The sequence below is a fragment of the Actinomadura spongiicola genome (genome assembly GCF_003432485.1).
GTDB lineage: Bacteria > Actinomycetota > Actinomycetes > Streptosporangiales > Streptosporangiaceae > Spirillospora > Spirillospora spongiicola.
Genome location: NZ_QVNQ01000002.1, coordinates 101,894 through 117,164, shown reverse-complemented (window position 1 = coordinate 117,164; position 15,271 = coordinate 101,894). Strand labels below are relative to the sequence as shown.

Here is a 15,271-nt window from a genome sequence, read left to right as displayed (position 1 = left end):
CGCTCATCTCCTGGTCATCTCCCATCCGTGCTCGCCGTCTTCGAGGGTCGAGGCTTCGGGCTCGTCCGATCGAGGGCGTGCCGGCGGCGCCCCGCGGCCACCGGCACGCGCGCCGTCAGCCGACGAGGATCTCCCGCAGCCTTTTGCCGAGTTCCTGCTGCTGCTTCGCGCCCGCCATGCCGTCGACGAGGGTGACGCCGGTCTTGTTGATGGGCAGGTTCTTCAGCACCTCGGGCGACAGGTACTTCTGCATGTCGCGTCCGGCGGTGCCGGCGCCGAGCTTCGTGGTGAACTTGGCCTGGAGTTCGCGCTTCTCGGCGTACCACTGGATGAACTTGAAGGCGGCCTCCTTGTTCTTCGCGCCCTTGGGCACGCACCAGCCCTCGTCGAAGAGCAGGCCGCCCTCCCAGTAGAGCTTCAGTTCGGGCACCGACTTCATCGCCGAGATCAGCACGGTGTTCGGCGCCTGCATGATCGCGACCTCGCCGTCCACGATGGCCTGCTGCATCTGCGCGGGGGTGGTCGCCCACACCGACACGTTCGGCTTGATCCGCTTGAGGGAGTTCATGGCACGGTCCACGTCGGCGGGGAAGTACTGCTGGGGCTGGACGCCGTCGCCCGCCAGCCCGAACAGGCTGGTGAAGATGGGGTTGTTCGCCGTGATGCCCCGCGTCCCGGGGAAGGACTTCACGTCGAAGAACTCACGCGGGTTCGTCGGACACTTCTTCACGAGCTTGGTGTTGCAGCCGATGAGGTTCACCGTGCCGCCGTGGTCGAGGTAGTACGGCTCGGCCGGGCTGGGACGGAGCGCGCCGTCCGCCACCAGCGGCGTGACCGCCTGCACCAGCGACGCGGGGAACTTCTCCAGGTTGCCGTCCAGGACCAGCTTCGAGGTGTCGCCGCCGGGCGCCTCCAGCAGGTCCCATTCGATGTTGTTGCCCGCGCGCTGCGCGGCGACCTTGGCCGCGAACCCGCCGCCGGGCGTCGCGATCGTCACCTTGATGCCCGTCTCCTTCTCGAACTGGTCGTAGAAGGCCTCCTTGTTCGCGGCCGTGAACGAGCCGCCCCACCCGGCGATGACGAGGGACTTCGGGTCGCCGCCCGAGCCGGAGCCCGAGCCCGAGTCGGAACCGCCGCAGGCGGACGCGAAGGTCGCGACGAGCGCCCCGACCATCAGCGCCGTCAGCGTGCCGGGCCGTCCACGCATGCCTCGGCGGGCGTGCGTTCTCTGGGAAGACATGTCATCCTGCCCCTTCTCGTGGTGTGTGCGATGACCGTGCGACCCTCTGGTGAGTGAGTTCTCGACACGCGAGCCCGTCGCGGACGGCGGGCGGCACCCGCAGGTGCCAGTCGGTGAGCCGTTGGTAGGTGTCGGCGACGCGCAGGACCGTGCTCTCCCCGAACGCCGGGCCCACCACCTGGAACGACAGCGGCAGCCCGGCGGAGTTGAACCCGCAGGGCGCGGCGAGCGCCGGGAGCCCGGCGGCGTTCCACAGGCCGTGGAAGCCCGGCCGGAACAGTGCCGCGGCCAGGTCCGCCGACGCGACCGGCGCGGGAGGCATGAGCGACACCGGCGTGAGCAGGACGTCGACGCTCGCGAAGACGTCCGCGAGCGCCCGCCGGAACAATTCCCGGACCCGCTGAGCCTGGACGTAGTCGGCCCCGGTGAAGAACGCGGCCCGCGCGAGCAGTTCACGCGTCGACCGCCCGTACTCGCCCCACCTTTCGACGAGGTTCGTCCGGTGGTACGCGAACGCCTCGGACAGGTACGTGATGTTGTTGGCGTCGTTCGCCTCCTGCGCGTACGGCACGACGACGTCGACGAGCGTCGCGCCCGCCCGCTCCAGCTCGTGGGCGGCGCGCAGCACACCGGCGTGGACCTCGCCGTCCAGCAGCGGCGAGTCCAGGAAGTACCGGGTCGGCACCCCGATCCGCAGCGCCTCTACCCCGCCGCCGCGGGCGGCGTCGGCGTAACGGTCGACCGGCACCGGCGCGGAGTACGGGTCACCGGGATCGTGCCCGGCGATCACGTCGAGGATCAGCGCGCAGTCATAGGCGCTGCGGGCCATCGGCCCGACGGTGTCGAGGGTGAACGCCAGCGGGACGACACCGCTCTTCGGCACCCGCCCGAAGGTGACCTTCAACCCGGTGACACCGTTCGCACCGGCCGGACCGCGCACCGACCCGCCCGTGTCGGTGCCGAGCCCGCCGAGGGTGAGCCCCGCACTGGTCGCGATCGCCGTCCCGGAACTGGACCCCATCGGTGTGTGCCCGGGATTCCACGGGTTCCGGGGAAACGGGAAGGGCGCCGTCCGGTCGGGCAGCCCGCAAGCGAACTCGTTCGTCGTGGACTTGCCAAGCAGAACACCACCCACCGCCCGCAGCCGCGCCACCGCCGGAGCATCGACGCCGCCACCCCACCCGGGTTCGAGAACCTGACTGTTGGCACGCGTGGGAGCGTCGCGGGTGGCGACGAGGTCCTTGACGACCAGCGGGATCCCCTGAAGGGGCGACCGGTCCCGACCCCGCGCGAACTCGGCGTCGGCCTCGGCCGCCGCCGCGAGCGCCGCGTCCTCGCACACGGTGACGTAGGCGCCGAGGTCGCCGTCAAGCCGCGCGATCCGGTCGAGAACGGCCCGCGTCAGAACGGTCGAGGTCACCGCACCGTCCCGCAACGCGGCGGCAGCATCCTCAATGGTCAGCGGCAGGAGCGCGGTCATCACGGCCACCCGCCTTCACCGGGAGGCGCGGCGGGGTTGATCGGCGGGGCCTCGCGCAGGTCGAGTGCGGCCAGCGCGTCGGCCTTTGCGCGTAGTGCGCCGTACCCGGCGGCGAGTCGACTGGTTTCGTCGTCGGTGAGCCGCAGGCCGGCCGCGCGTAGCGCGTGGTCCGCCGCGCGCATGTCCGCCTCCGCTGGGGGGCTCATGAGATGTCGATCCAGAGGCGGCGTAGCTTGCGCTGGTGGTCGGGGTCGGACGGGTCGTCGACGAAGCCGGTCCGTGAGTGGATGACCGTGTGGTTGTTGACGAACTCCATGTCGCCTGCTCTGAGCGCCACGTGGACCGCTGTGCCGGGACGTCGTAGCAGCGACTCCAGGTACATGAGGCAGGTCATCTCTTCGGCGCCGAGACGCGGGACGTCCTCGAACCGCATCGCGCTCATGATCCGCTTGGGGGACAGTGAGCAGGTCAGCGTGCCGCCGCCGTTGGTGGAGAAGATCGGCCGGGAGGTCCAGCCGGGTTCGCCGGGGGGTTCCTGGCCCTCGCGGTCGGTGGCGTACTCCCGGGAGACCAGGTCCAGCCATTCCGGGTGCTCGCGCGACAGGGAGTTGTAGAGCGTCGCCGCGCTGGCCAGGACCCGCGCGCCGCCGCTCCCGGCGGGTGCCAGGCACAGGTAGCTGACAATGTCGGTGGGATCGGTGTGGAACGGCGCACCGGCCTTGCTGGCGTAGGTCCCGCTGGGCTGGGCGGGGTGACGGGCGTCCTCCAGGAGGACCGACAGGTCGCCGTCGCGGTTCTGCGGGACGATCTCGCCCAGCCGCTCGGCGAGCGTCTGGTGTATCCGGGCCGCTTCCTCGGACGTGTATCGCGTCCCCACTGGGAGGCCCCGCAGGATCGCGTAGCCCATGCCGTTCTGGAGCCGGTCCAACAGGTCGGCGATCAGGTCTGTCAGGTCGAACGCGTTGTCCAGCGCGTCCAGGTCGGTTTCGGTGAGGTGTCGTACGTAGGGTTCGCCGGACTCAAGGTCGGCGGCGGTCCACACGTTCGGGCCGGTCAGTTGCCGTGTCATCGCGTCCACTCCAATCGTGCGATGCCGCCGCGCCAGTAGTGGTATTCGGGGCACACGACCCGGCCGGTGTCGGGACGGCTGATCCACAGCCGCAGGAGGTGCCGCTGGAACGTCGGGTCGTCGGGGTCGTCCTCGAAGCCGGTCCGGCTGTGCACGGTGACGAAGTTGTTGACGAACTGGATGTCGCCGACCTCCAGCGTCATGTCCAGCGCGATGCCGGGCCGGGTCGGGATCTCGTCGAGGAAAAGCAGGCACTCGACTTCCCGGGCGGTGAGGCGGGGGACGTCCGGGAATCGGGTGGCGCTGAGGATTCGGCCCGTACGGTAGGCGGCCGACAGCAGGCCGTCGACATAGGAATAGAGCCGGGAGTAGTACCAGCCTGGGCTGCCGGGCGGTTCCTCGCTGACCCAGTCGGTCGGGAACCGCTTGTAAAGGATGTCGAGCCATTCCGGGTGTTCGTCCAGCACGATGTTGTAGGCGGTCATCGCGCTGGCGACGAGGCTGATGCCGCCGCTGCGGGCCTGGTTCAGGCACATCAGCCCGACGACGTCGGTCTGGTCGGTGTGAAACGCGGCGGCCGAGGCCGTGGCGTAGCCCCGGGCGTTGTGGCCCTTGGCGCCGAGGTTCTGGATGTGCCCGATCAGGTCGCCCCTGCGGTTCTGCGGGACCAGCTCGCCCATGTGCAGGCCGATCGCCCAGTAGATCTTGGCCGCCTCGTCGACGGTGTAACGGTCGTGGATCGGGAGGCCGCGCAGCAGCACGAACCCCGTGCCGTGCTCCAGTTCGTCGAGGACGTCGCGGACCTTCTCCGCGAACATCGGCATCGGGAAGTCGCGCTTCGACAGCTCCTGCGCCGACTTGTCGCGGACACCGGCGAGCGCGCGGTCGAACTCCAGGAGGTCGTCCTCGGTGAACCTCCGCGCGTAGGAGTCCTCGGCGCCGATGTCGGCGGCCGTCCATACGCTCCGTCCGGTCACCGGTTCCATCAGTTTCTCTACCATCACGCGAACTCCAAGTAGGACGGCGGGCGCGTGAACGCGCCCCCGCACAGGCCGTCGTGAAATCTGTTCGTCGTTGAACTGGCCGGACGTCTCGAAACGGCTGGAACCGGTGGTGGCTTGTGGCTAGACCACGGTTCCGTGCCTGTCGTAGAGCCGGGCCAGGAGTTTCGCGATGGTGAGCAGCTGGATCTGCGAGGTGCCTTCGTAGATCCGGAAGATCCGGCAGTCTCGGTAGAGACGCTCGATCTCGCTCTCCTTCACGTAGCCGTAGCCGCCGTGGATCTGGAGTGCCTTGTCGACGGACTGGAAACAGTTCTCGCTCGCCACGTACTTGGCGATCGAGCCCGCCCGCCGGACGTCTTGGGACTGGTCGCGGAGCGCCGCCGCGTGGTAGGCGTGCAGGCGCCCGGAGTGGACGAGCGCGTCGATCTCGGCGAGCAGCAGTTGGACGGCCTGCAACTCGCGGATCGGCCGTCCGAACTGGATGCGCGTGGACGCGTAGCCGGTCGCGAGGTCGAGGGCCCGCATCGCGACCCCGTTGGCCAGGGCCGCCACGTCGATGCGGGCGCTGTTGAGGACTTCGAGCGCGATGCGTCCGCCGCCGCCGGGTTCGCCGAGGACGGCGTCCGGCTCGACCACGACGCCGTCGAGGGTGATCTCGTAGGCGTGTTCGCCGCGGATGCCCAGCTTCTCGATGGGTGCGGAGAACCCGAGGCCGTCCGCGTCGGTGGGGACGAGGAACGCGGTGATGCCCCGGATGCCCGCGCCGGGGTCGGTCATGGCGAACACGACGATCGCGTCGGATTCGCGGGCGTTGCTGATGAACGTCTTGTTTCCTGAGATGGTCCAGCCGTCCGGCCCGGGGGTGGCGCGGGTCCGGATCCGGCTGATGTCGGAACCGGCGTCCGGTTCGGTGAGGGCGAACGCGACCCGGAACGCTCCGGTGGCGAGGCCGGGCAGGTACCGCTCGCGTTGCTCGTCCGACCCGAACCCGCGCAGGGTCTCCATGCCGAGGTAGTGCCCGGCGAAGACCGATCCGAGGGACGCGTCGGCGTAGGCGACCTCCTCCATGGCGAGCACCTGGGTCGCCATGTCCAGGCCCAGGCCGCCGAACTCCTCGGGGATCGTGATGCCGAGAAGCCCCAGGTCGGCGAGCTGTGAGACCAGCGCGGCCGGGTACTCGGCGTCGACGTCGCGGCGGGCCGCGCCCGGCGCCACCTCCTTGCGGCAGAACTCCCGCAGGGTGTCGCGGAACTCCCGCCGCTGGTCGTCGAGAAGGTCGAACACTCGGGCCCCTCCCGCTCCTCTTCGGCGCTGGACAGTACGTCGATCATCTGCAACGCTGTCATCTAGTAAAAATCGAAGGTCACTGAATGAAAGCATATGGCCGGGGGTTGGGCAAGACCTCGGCACACGACGACCACGCACGATGACCACGCACGATGACCACGGAGGACGAAGAGGGTGTCGACAGACAACGGCCCGGCGCCGACCCGCACCGTCGAGCGGGCGCTATCGCTGCTGGTGGAGGTCGCCACCAACGACGGCCTCGGCCTGGTGGACCTCGCACGGCGCGTCAACCTGTCACCGGCGACCGCGTCGCGGCTGCTGCGCACGCTGGAGGCGACCGAGTTCGTCCGGCGCGACGAGGACGGCGCGTACCACGGCGCGAGCCGCCTGATCCAGGTGGCCGTGACGTTCACGAGCAACGTCCCGCTGTACCGGCTCGCCGAACCGCATCTCACCGCGCTGCGCGACGAGGCGGGGGAGAGCGCCTACCTGGGCGTAGCCGGTCCGCAGGACACGGTGCTGTACGCGCGGATGGCCGAGAGCGACAAGTCGATCCGGCACAGCGGCTGGCTCGGCAAGACCGTGCCGACGAAGGGCACCGCGATCGGCGGCGCGCTGCGCGACAACTGCGGCGAGCACGGCTACGTGAGCGCGAGCCACGCCCTGGAGGACGGCGTGACGGCCGTCGCCGCGCCCGTGCGCTGGCCGGACGGCACCGTCGCCGCCGCGATCAGCGTCGTCGGCCCGACGTTCCGGATCTCCGAGACGCAGGTGCACACGATCGGGAAGCTCGTCGCGGCGCGCGCCCAGGCGATGTCCCGTGAACTCGGCACACCGGATTCCACCACCGGCACGAAGGAGGGGACGTGATGGCCCCATGATCTCCGAGGACGCCGCACCACCCGTGGGCACGCGTTCGCACAGCGCTCGTCACATCACCGATCACCACGACGTGGAACTGCCCGTCCTGCTGCGGCTGCTGGAGCAGGTCCGCCCGTCCGGCGACGCGGAACTGGTGTCGTTCCGCTGGGATCGTGGCGCCTCGTCACCGAACGCCGGTACGGCCGTGCGGCTGGAGGCGACCGTCACGCGGCGGGTGCCCGGTGCGGACCCGGCGCACGCGGCGATCCACCAGTCGGTCCACGTCGTGGACGATGACGACCGCGTCCGGTCACGGTCGTCGGTGGTCTGGAGCGCTCCAGCCGACCTGTCTCCGGGCGTCGCCGCGGAGTGGGAGGCCGCCGACTTCGCGTCGGTGCGCTGGGGCGCCCGGCTGCGCGACCGGCTCTCCGCCGACCCCGCCTTCGCCCGCGCCGCGCGCAGCTTCGACGGCACGATCGCGTTCACGGCCCCCGACCGGCAGGTCCACTTCCGGATCTACCGGGGCGCGGTGGTCGAGGTCGCCCGCAAGTCCCTGGACGGCGCGACGTTCGCGATCGACGGCCCGGATCTCGCCTGGGTCGAGCTGCTCGGGGCGGCGTCCAACGACTTCGTCCGCCGCGCCAGCGAGGGCCGGTTCCGCGTCCACGGCAGCGGCTACCAGTACCTGCGCATGATCAAAACAGTGATGATCATGCTCGATCACGCCCGTGCGCCGGAGCGGGAGACGGTGAGGGAGGCGACCCGTGCATAACGCCGACTACCTGGAACTCGACGGCCGTCTGGCGTTCGTCGAGACCTGGCCGGGGAGCCGTCCGGCCGTCTTCTGCGTCCACACCGCCGGGCAGAGCGGCGTCCAGTACCGGCACGCGGCGGCGGAACTCGCCGAACTCGGCTTCGCGGTCGTCGTGCCCGACCTGCCCGGTCACGGCCGTTCCGAACCGGCGGCGGACGGCCCGATCAGCGACCTGTCCTGGTACGCCGCCTGGTGCACGCGGCTGATCGCCGCGCTCGGATTGGAACGTCCCTACCTGCTGGGCTGCTCGATCGGCGGCAGCATCGCGCTGGACATGGCCACGACGATGCCCGACCTGTCCGGCGTGGTCGCGCTCGACCCGTCCGGGGTGCTCGGCAGCGACGGCGGGCCCCCGCCGCGCCCGGTTCTGGAGGACTCCGGCTCCCCGAGCATGCGCGACCGGACGTACTTCGGCACGGTCGAGGCATGCGGCCGGTCGGTCCCCGCCGAACGGGTCGAGCTGATCGCGCAGATGCACTGCCGGGAGGACTGGCACATCACCGTCAGCGACATCCACGGCGCCCTCACCCACGACATCCGTGACGCGCTCGCCGACATCACCTGCCCGGTGCGGATCCTCGCCGGGGAGGACGACTATTTCGTCCCGCCGAGCCGGGTCAGGCGCATCGCCGACCTCGTCCCGCACGCCGTCTACGAGCTGATGCCCGGCATCGGGCACTACCCGATGGAGGAGCTGCCCGATTTCGCGGAACGCTTCGACCACTGGGTGAAGGACTTCGCCGAGGTCGTCTCGTGACGGCGTTCATCGTCGGCGCGTACGAGCATCCGCGCCGCGACATCCCCGACCTGTCGGTGGCGGAGATCCACGCCGAGGTGGCCCTCGGCGCGCTCGCCGACGCCGGGCTGGCGCCGTCCGACGTCGACGCGTACTTCTGCGACTCCGACGCGCCTGGCGTGGGGCCGCTGTCGATGGCGGAATACCTGGGGCTGCGCTGCCGGTACCTCGACACGACCGAGACCGGCGGCGCGTCGTACCTGTCGCACGTCGGGCACGCCGCCGCCGCGATCGCCCTCGGCAAGTGCCGGGTCGCGCTGGTCGTCATGGGCGGACGGCCCCGTAGCCTGCGCCGCGCGTCCGGGCCCGACCTGTCCGGGGCGCCGGAGACGCACCACGAGACGCACTGGGGGATCACGGACACCGTCCACAACTACGCGCTGGCGGCGATGCGGCACATGCACGAGTTCGGGACGACGTCCCGGCAACTCGCCGAGGTGAAGGTGGCCGCGTCGCTGCACGCCCAGCACAATCCGAACGCGTTCCTGCGCACCCCGGTCACCGTCGACGACGTGCTGTACTCCCCCATGATCAGCGACCCGTTGCACCGGCTGGACTGCTGCGTCATGACCGACGGCGGCGGCGCGGTCGTCGTGGCCGGTCGGGACGTCGCCCGGCGGCTTCAGCGCAGGTCGGTCACGGTTCTCGGGCATGGGGAGGCCGCGAAGGGCACTGGTACTGGCCGTCCCGACCTGTCCTACACCGCGGCGGTGTGGTCCGGGCCCGCGGCCTTCACGGAGGCGGGCGTGACCCCGGCGGACATCGACTACGCGTCCATCTACGACTCGTTCACCATCACGGCGCTGATGGCCCTGGAAGACCTGGGGTTCTGCGAGAAGGGGAAGGGCGGACGGTTCGTCGAGGACGGCACGCTCGTCGCCCCGCACGGCCGTCTCCCCATGAACACCGACGGCGGCGGGCTGTGCAACAACCAGCCCGACAACCGGGGAGGGATGGCACGGATGATCGAAGCGGTGCGCCAGTTGCGCGGGGAGGCCGCCCCGGAGGTGCAGGTTCCTGACTGCCGCCTGGCGGTGGTGCACGGCTCGGGTGGTCGGCTCGCCACCCGGAGTTCGGCCGCCACCCTGATCCTGGGGCGTGAGGACGCATGAACACGCGACTGCCCCGGGCCGATTTCACACCGTCCGACGCTGACGAACCGTTCTGGGCCGCCACCACCGAGGGACGGCTCCTCCTCTCACGCTGCGAATCGTGCGCCACGGTCATCTGGTATCCCCGACCGTTCTGCCCACGCTGCGGAGGCAGTGAAGTCACACATTTCCCGGCGTCCGGTGAGGCGACCGTCTACACCTACACGGTCGTCCGCAAGGCGCGTGGCGAGTACCGCGACCTGACCCCGTACGTCGTCGCCTACGTCGAACTCGCCGAGGGTCCGCGCGTCCTCACCAACATCGTCGACTGCGACCCGGCCGACGTGCACATCGGCCAACGCGTGGTACTGGCCTTCGACGCCCCCGACGGCGCCCGCGCCCGGCTCTACCGCTTCCACCCGGAAACGGGGTGAGGGAAACCCGACGTCGACCTTGGTGTTGCCGGTACTGCTCGCCGCCCCCGTCCCCGCCGATCATGGTTCGACCGAACGGTCGACCATCCGGACGAGGGGAACCATGCCGATCTCAGTACGGCGCCGTGCGACACCGGTGTTCGTAGGACTCGCGGCGCTGCTCACGACACTGGCCGTCCCGCAGACCGCGCGGGCCGAGACCGCCGATCCGGTCGTGCGCGCCATCGAGTCCGGTGCCCATCCGCTGCGCTCCACCGAACCCGCGGGCGACCCGAAGGACCTGAAGCCCCTGGGCGCGATGGTGGACGGCGCCACCGTGGTCGGGCTGGGAGAGGCCACGCACAACTCGCGAGAGTTCTTCACCATGAAGCACCGGGTCTTCCGGTACCTGGTGCGGGAGAAGGGCTTCCGGGCGTTCAGCCAGGAGGTGCACGTCGCCGCCGGGCTGCGGATCAACGACTACGTCCTTTACGGCAGGGGCGACATCCGGAAGATCATGAACGAGGAGTTCCAGGGCGGTACCGGGCTCTGGAACACCCGCGAGTACCTCGACCTCTTCCGCTGGATGCGCGCGTACAACGCACGCCACACGGACCGGCTGCACTACGTCGGCAACGACCTCGACTTCCCCGGTGAAGAACTGTTCGCGCGTGTGGACGGTTACGCCGAGCAACACGACCCCGCTTTGCTCCCCCAACTGACCGAGTTGTACCGGGGGCTGCGGCCGACCACAGACATGGACACGTGGATCGAGCAGTACCCGCAGCGGCCGTACGCCGAGCGCCGTGACCAGGCCGACCGCGCCACGCGGGCTGTGAAGCTGCTGCGCGACCGTGGCGCCGACCCGATGACGGTCCAGTACGCGACGTTCATCTTCCAGGTCGCGAAGTTGTACTCCTACGACTTCGAGGACGAGGCCGAGATGCTGAAGGCGACGCAGTACCGCGAGGAGGCGATGGCCGACAACACCGTCTGGTGGAGCCGCCAGACCGGCCGGACGCTGCTGTCCGCGCACAACGGCCACGTCGCGTACGGCAACTCCTTTCCGCAGTTCCCGCGCCGCATTCAGGGCGACCTCATCCGCGAGCAGATCGGCCGCGGCTATGTCAGCGTCGGGTTCACCTTCTACCGCGGCGGGTTCAACGCGTCCCCGCCCGGCGGCGGCCCGTTCCGTGAGGTCGTCGTGGGCCCCGCCCCGGCGAACTACAACGAGTCCACGCTCGACAAGGTGCGCTACCGCGACTTCGTCTTCGACACCCGAACGGTCGCACCCGTGGCCCGCGCCTGGCTCGGCCAGTCGCGTCCCGCGTATGACTTCGGCACCGAGTACCCCGACTCGTTCAACTCGACCGTCGCCCTGGGCACCTTCTACGACGTCGTCATCCACCTGCACCGGGTACGCGCCGCGCGACTCCTGTAGCGCGTCCCCCTAAGGGGCCTGGTCGCCATGCGCGGCCAGGCCCAACGCGCGTAGGGCCTCGGTGATGTCCCCGCTGGTCAGTGCCCGCTCCGGGTCGATCAGCCAGTGCATCATCAGCCCGGTGAGCAGGGTCTGACACAGCGACCCCACCAACCTGGCGGTCTCCGGATCACCGGACGCGGCCGCCCCGCCGAAGATCTCCGCCAGCCCCGCACGCCCCTCGGCCATGCTCGCCGTCAGGGCGTCGCGCAGCTCGGGGACGTGCTGCGCCTGCACCATCATCTCCGCCAGCACCGCCCACAGCGCACGGTCGGTCTCGAACGACGCGGTGATCTGCGCCCAGGCGACCTCGAACCGTCGCGCCGGTGACGGGGCGCGCTCGACGGCGTCCTCGATCATCCGCTCCAGCCGGTCGCCCCACTCCTCCATCGCCTGGTGCAGGGCGGTGTTGAGCAGCGCCTCGGTCGAGCCGAAGTGGTAGCCGATGGCGGCGAGGCTGGTCCCCGCCGTCTCGGTGAGGTCGCGGGCGGTCGTGCGCGTGTAGCCCTTCCGCTCCAGGCATTCCCGGGCGGCGAGCAGCAGTTTCTCTCGGTTTCCCACCGCTGGATGATATCAGCGTCTTAGACAAACGTCTTGAAATTTGTCTAAGACGCTGTATACGTTCGGTGGGCCGCGACCCACGCGGCCTGGAAACAGGGGGAACCCATGTCACGACCGATCTCACGCCGAGGCGTCCTCATCGGCGGCGCCGCCGCGGGCGCCGCACTGACGCTGGGGGCACAGCGCCCGCCGAAGGCCGACCGCGCCCGGCGACGCCTGGCACTGCGCGGCGTCACCGTGATCGACGCCACCCGCCGACGTCCCCGCCCGAACTCGACGATCCTGATCGAGGACGACCGCATCGTCGCCGTGGGAGGACGCGACCAGATCCCCGTCCACCACAACGTCACAGTCGTCGACCTACCGGGCAAATACGTCATCCCCGGGCTAAGCGAGATGCACGCGCACAGCATCGGCACGCACCGCATCTCCCCGCCGCTCTACCTCGCCAACGGCGTGACGACCGTCCGGGAGATGAGCGGTTCGGACGTGGTGAGCCAGTGGCGAAAGGACATCGATCGCGGCGCCTTGGCGGGTCCCCGCTGGACGATCGCCAGCACGATCATCGACGGCTCCCCGTCCCTGCTGGCCGGACCGGACGATCCGGACAGCGCCCTCCTGGTCACCCGGCCGTCCGAGGCACGCGCGGCGGTCCGCCGGGTCAAGGCCGAGGGCGCCGACTTCGTCAAGATCTACTCCCGGCTGAGCCCCGAGGCCTTCGCGGCCGTCGCGCACGAGGCCAGGCGGCAGGGCCTACCGCTGGCCGGACACTGCCCCGACCGAGTGGCCCCCGCGCAGGCCGCCCGCCTCGGCCAGCGCAGCATCGAACACGTCCACTCACTCTGGTGCGCCACGTCCACCCGCGACCGGCAGGTGCGAAAGGCCCTCGACGCCATCACGATCGGGCCGGGCGACTACGCCGCCTGGTTCCGCCAGTTCCACCCGGCGGAATGGCTGGCGACCAGCCACTACAGCCCGCGCCGCGCCGCCGCGCTCTTCGACCGCCTGAAGACAAGCGGCACGTGGGTCACACCCACGCTGAGCATGCACCTGATCGTCGACCGCCCCGAGGACCTCGTCCGGAACGATCCGCGACTCAAGTACATCCCCGCCGCCGACCAGGAGTGGTGGCAATGGGCGGTCGACAACATCTACCTCCCCGGCCGCAGCCCCGCGGAGATCAAGCAGCAGCGCGAACTGTTCGACCGCAGACTCCGCTTCATCGGCGCGATGCGACGCGCCGGGGTGCGGCTCCTCACCGGCAGCGAGGCGGGCTTCATCTACGCCTACCCCGGCTTCAGCCTGCACGAGGAACTGGCCCTCCTGGTCCGCGCAGGGCTGACGCCCCTGGAGGCCATCGGCACGGCCACCCTGGAACCGGCCCGCTACCTCGGCGCCGAACGAGACCTGGGATCAATCCACCCGGGCAGGCTCGCCGACCTGGTCGTCCTGGACGCCGACCCTCTCGCCGACATCCGCAACACCACCAAGATCAACACCGTGGTCGCGGGCGGCCGCCTGATAACCCCCACTCAACGCAGGCGGATGCTCGCCGATGTCGAACGCGCCGCCGCCACACCGGACGGCACCCTCGCCACGGCCGCCGTCGGCTGCGGCTGCCACGCCCCTCGTCAAACGGCCTTCCGGACGGTGTAACGCAGAAGCTGCGTACCGGTCGGGCTGGTACGCGCCGACTGGAGTTCCAGCGCCCCGGTCGGCGCGCCGTCGAACAGGCGTCGGCCCTTGCCCGCCAGGTACGGGGTCATGACCAGCGCCAACTCGTCCACGAGACCTTCGGCCAGAAGGGACTGGGCCAGGGACACGCTGCCGTGGACGCCGATGTCGCCGCCCGGGGCCTCACGCAAAGGCGCGAGCCGTTCCGTGAGGGACTCCCCCGGCTCCCCGGCGAGGACCTCGGCGCCCTTCCACTCCGTCTTCAGCGGTGTGGAGGTGACCACGACCTTCCGCACGTTGTTGATGAAGCTCGCGAACGGTTCCTCGCTGGCGGTCGGCCAGTGGAACGCCCAGTCGTCGTAGCCGCCACGGCCGATCAGCACGGTGTCCTGGGTGCCGATGACCTCCCCGAGGTTCTCCCGCATCATCTCGTCGAAGTCGTGGACGAACACCGGCGGGTCCTCGATGACACCGTCCACGGAGATGAACCCGTAGTAAACAATCTTGCGCACGAAACAACGTCCTTCCAGTTCCGAACCGGGCGTCACCCGGCCTCGACCTGGAACGTTAGGAGGACGCGAACACTCAGGTCTTGTACAGCAGCGACAGCGGCTCCGCCGAATTCCCGTCTTTCAACCGGGTCGCCGTCCACCCGACGTAGCGGGTCAGCGACCGCGCCAGGTGCGCCTGGTCGAAGTACCCGAGCCCGTGGATCACGTCGTGGACAGGCGCGCCCCCCTGGATCAGGAGCGCCGCGTGCCGGGCACGGTCGATCCGCTGGATGGCGCCGTGCGCGAATCCGGTCGTCGCCGCGAAACGCCGCTGGACGGTGCGTTCCGACACGTCCGGCGTCCGTCCGTTGAGCACCGTGGCGACGATCGGATCACGGACCAGGACACCTTCGCGCACCATCCGTCGGACGAACCACTCGGCGTTGTCATAGTCAGGGAGACACCAGGCGGAACCCTGCAACCAGAACGATCTGCGCGTCACATCAGGAATCTCCACGAACCCGTCGACGAGCCGGTCGATCGGAAGGTGCGGCATCGTCGTGCCGAGCGAGAAGCTGATGCCGAAGAACACGGCGTCCTCGGGCACGGGGGCCGTACTCGCCCTAGATTCCGGCCCTTGGACGGCCGCGCTGACCCGCCCGGCCTGCTCCCAGAACACCAGATTCCATTCGGGAGACGCGATCGACATCATCCGGTCGACACCGTGGCTACGACTCCGCCACACCCGCTGAACATACGGCGAATCCGACGGTCGATGCTCGAATTCCAACCCCATGACAGGCATCCCCAATGCCATCGACTTCCGCCCGAACCCCGAGTCTGGCACACACCAGGTCAAGCAGCCACCGACCCGACCGAGCAGCGCGAACCCCGCTGACCTGGCCAGACGCGCCAACGACGCGGGGGCGCGCCTGGAGCCTGTGCGGGCAGGCACCGGGCGCGCGCTGACCGGAAAGGACGAAGACCCTAGCTGTCGGGGTCGTAGAACC

The 15,271-nt window shown here is 69.9% G+C and carries 16 protein-coding genes; 7 read left to right on the top strand and 9 right to left on the bottom strand.

Features of this window, described 5'->3' with window-relative positions; translation table 11 throughout:
• Positions 1-115: 115 nt before the first annotated feature.
• From D0T12_RS05235 to D0T12_RS05210, 6 genes are all read right to left on the bottom strand, one after another.
• A complete protein-coding gene (locus D0T12_RS05235; protein ID WP_117398153.1) occupies positions 116-1,240 on the bottom strand; it encodes an extracellular solute-binding protein in 1,125 nt (374 codons plus the stop codon).
• Between the two features lies 1 nt (position 1,241).
• Positions 1,242-2,720, bottom strand: a complete 1,479-nt coding sequence (locus D0T12_RS05230) for an amidase (protein WP_117398922.1) — start codon at positions 2,718-2,720, stop codon at positions 1,242-1,244.
• Entirely contained in the window at positions 2,720-2,926 is a 207-nt protein-coding gene (locus D0T12_RS05225) for a hypothetical protein (protein WP_147339395.1), read from the bottom strand. The genes D0T12_RS05230 and D0T12_RS05225 overlap by 1 nt, the downstream gene beginning before the upstream one ends.
• On the bottom strand, positions 2,923-3,789 hold the full coding sequence (locus tag D0T12_RS05220; protein WP_147339394.1) for a TauD/TfdA family dioxygenase: 867 nt from the start codon (positions 3,787-3,789) through the stop codon (positions 2,923-2,925). The genes D0T12_RS05225 and D0T12_RS05220 overlap by 4 nt, the downstream gene beginning before the upstream one ends.
• Positions 3,786-4,790: a TauD/TfdA family dioxygenase gene (locus tag D0T12_RS05215; RefSeq protein ID WP_117398150.1), complete on the bottom strand. Its 1,005-nt coding sequence runs from the start codon at positions 4,788-4,790 to the stop codon at positions 3,786-3,788. The genes D0T12_RS05220 and D0T12_RS05215 overlap by 4 nt, the downstream gene beginning before the upstream one ends.
• A gap of 123 nt (positions 4,791-4,913) precedes the next feature.
• On the bottom strand, positions 4,914-6,077 hold the full coding sequence (locus tag D0T12_RS05210; RefSeq protein ID WP_199487308.1) for an acyl-CoA dehydrogenase family protein: 1,164 nt from the start codon (positions 6,075-6,077) through the stop codon (positions 4,914-4,916).
• A gap of 177 nt (positions 6,078-6,254) precedes the next feature.
• Between D0T12_RS05210 and D0T12_RS05205 the strand changes: the two genes are divergently transcribed.
• From D0T12_RS05205 to D0T12_RS05180, 6 genes are all read left to right on the top strand, one after another.
• On the top strand, positions 6,255-6,950 hold the full coding sequence (locus D0T12_RS05205; RefSeq protein WP_117398148.1) for an IclR family transcriptional regulator: 696 nt from the start codon (positions 6,255-6,257) through the stop codon (positions 6,948-6,950).
• Positions 6,951-6,957: 7 nt separating this feature from the next.
• The gene (locus D0T12_RS05200; RefSeq protein ID WP_117398147.1) at positions 6,958-7,713 is read left to right on the top strand and encodes a hypothetical protein; all 756 of its coding nucleotides are present in this window, start codon (positions 6,958-6,960) and stop codon (positions 7,711-7,713) included.
• The gene (locus D0T12_RS05195; protein WP_117398146.1) at positions 7,706-8,512 is read left to right on the top strand and encodes an alpha/beta fold hydrolase; all 807 of its coding nucleotides are present in this window, start codon (positions 7,706-7,708) and stop codon (positions 8,510-8,512) included. The genes D0T12_RS05200 and D0T12_RS05195 overlap by 8 nt, the downstream gene beginning before the upstream one ends.
• Positions 8,509-9,663, top strand: a complete 1,155-nt coding sequence (locus D0T12_RS05190) for a thiolase domain-containing protein (RefSeq protein ID WP_117398145.1) — start codon at positions 8,509-8,511, stop codon at positions 9,661-9,663. Before D0T12_RS05195 ends, D0T12_RS05190 begins: the two co-directional genes overlap by 4 nt.
• Entirely contained in the window at positions 9,660-10,076 is a 417-nt protein-coding gene (locus D0T12_RS05185) for a Zn-ribbon domain-containing OB-fold protein (protein ID WP_117398144.1), read from the top strand. The genes D0T12_RS05190 and D0T12_RS05185 overlap by 4 nt, the downstream gene beginning before the upstream one ends.
• Positions 10,077-10,179: 103 nt before the next feature.
• A complete protein-coding gene (locus D0T12_RS05180) occupies positions 10,180-11,496 on the top strand; it encodes an erythromycin esterase family protein (RefSeq protein ID WP_147339392.1) in 1,317 nt (438 codons plus the stop codon).
• A 9-nt stretch (positions 11,497-11,505) separates the two neighbouring features.
• Here the strand turns inward: D0T12_RS05180 and D0T12_RS05175 are convergent, their stop codons facing one another.
• Positions 11,506-12,096, bottom strand: coding sequence for a TetR/AcrR family transcriptional regulator (locus tag D0T12_RS05175; protein ID WP_117398141.1), 591 nt, complete (start codon positions 12,094-12,096; stop codon positions 11,506-11,508).
• A gap of 105 nt (positions 12,097-12,201) precedes the next feature.
• Here D0T12_RS05175 and D0T12_RS05170 point away from each other — a divergent pair, with 105 nt between their 5' ends.
• Positions 12,202-13,752 carry an amidohydrolase family protein gene (locus tag D0T12_RS05170; RefSeq protein ID WP_117398140.1) on the top strand — a complete coding sequence of 517 codons (1,551 nt, stop codon included), beginning with the start codon at positions 12,202-12,204 and terminating at the stop codon, positions 13,750-13,752.
• Here the strand turns inward: D0T12_RS05170 and D0T12_RS05165 are convergent.
• Positions 13,728-14,282 carry a dihydrofolate reductase family protein gene (locus D0T12_RS05165; protein WP_117398139.1) on the bottom strand — a complete coding sequence of 185 codons (555 nt, stop codon included), beginning with the start codon at positions 14,280-14,282 and terminating at the stop codon, positions 13,728-13,730. The two genes, D0T12_RS05170 and D0T12_RS05165, sit on opposite strands and share 25 nt — an antisense overlap.
• A gap of 73 nt (positions 14,283-14,355) precedes the next feature.
• Positions 14,356-14,973, bottom strand: coding sequence for a helix-turn-helix domain-containing protein (locus D0T12_RS05160; protein ID WP_199487307.1), 618 nt, complete (start codon positions 14,971-14,973; stop codon positions 14,356-14,358).
• Between the last annotated feature and the right edge of the window lie 298 nt (positions 14,974-15,271).

Coding starts and splice junctions, on each gene's coding strand:
- D0T12_RS05225 (WP_147339395.1), bottom strand. CDS start 2,926: ATGAGCCCCCCAGCGGAGGCGGACATGCGCGCGGCGGACCACGCGCTA.
- D0T12_RS05230 (WP_117398922.1), bottom strand. CDS start 2,720: ATGACCGCGCTCCTGCCGCTGACCATTGAGGATGCTGCCGCCGCGTTG.
- D0T12_RS05185 (WP_117398144.1), top strand. CDS start 9,660: ATGAACACGCGACTGCCCCGGGCCGATTTCACACCGTCCGACGCTGAC.
- D0T12_RS05160 (WP_199487307.1), bottom strand. CDS start 14,973: ATGATGTCGATCGCGTCTCCCGAATGGAATCTGGTGTTCTGGGAGCAG.
- D0T12_RS05220 (WP_147339394.1), bottom strand. CDS start 3,789: ATGACACGGCAACTGACCGGCCCGAACGTGTGGACCGCCGCCGACCTT.
- D0T12_RS05200 (WP_117398147.1), top strand. CDS start 6,958: ATGATCTCCGAGGACGCCGCACCACCCGTGGGCACGCGTTCGCACAGC.
- D0T12_RS05170 (WP_117398140.1), top strand. CDS start 12,202: ATGTCACGACCGATCTCACGCCGAGGCGTCCTCATCGGCGGCGCCGCC.
- D0T12_RS05215 (WP_117398150.1), bottom strand. CDS start 4,790: ATGGTAGAGAAACTGATGGAACCGGTGACCGGACGGAGCGTATGGACG.
- D0T12_RS05180 (WP_147339392.1), top strand. CDS start 10,180: ATGCCGATCTCAGTACGGCGCCGTGCGACACCGGTGTTCGTAGGACTC.
- D0T12_RS05235 (WP_117398153.1), bottom strand. CDS start 1,240: ATGTCTTCCCAGAGAACGCACGCCCGCCGAGGCATGCGTGGACGGCCC.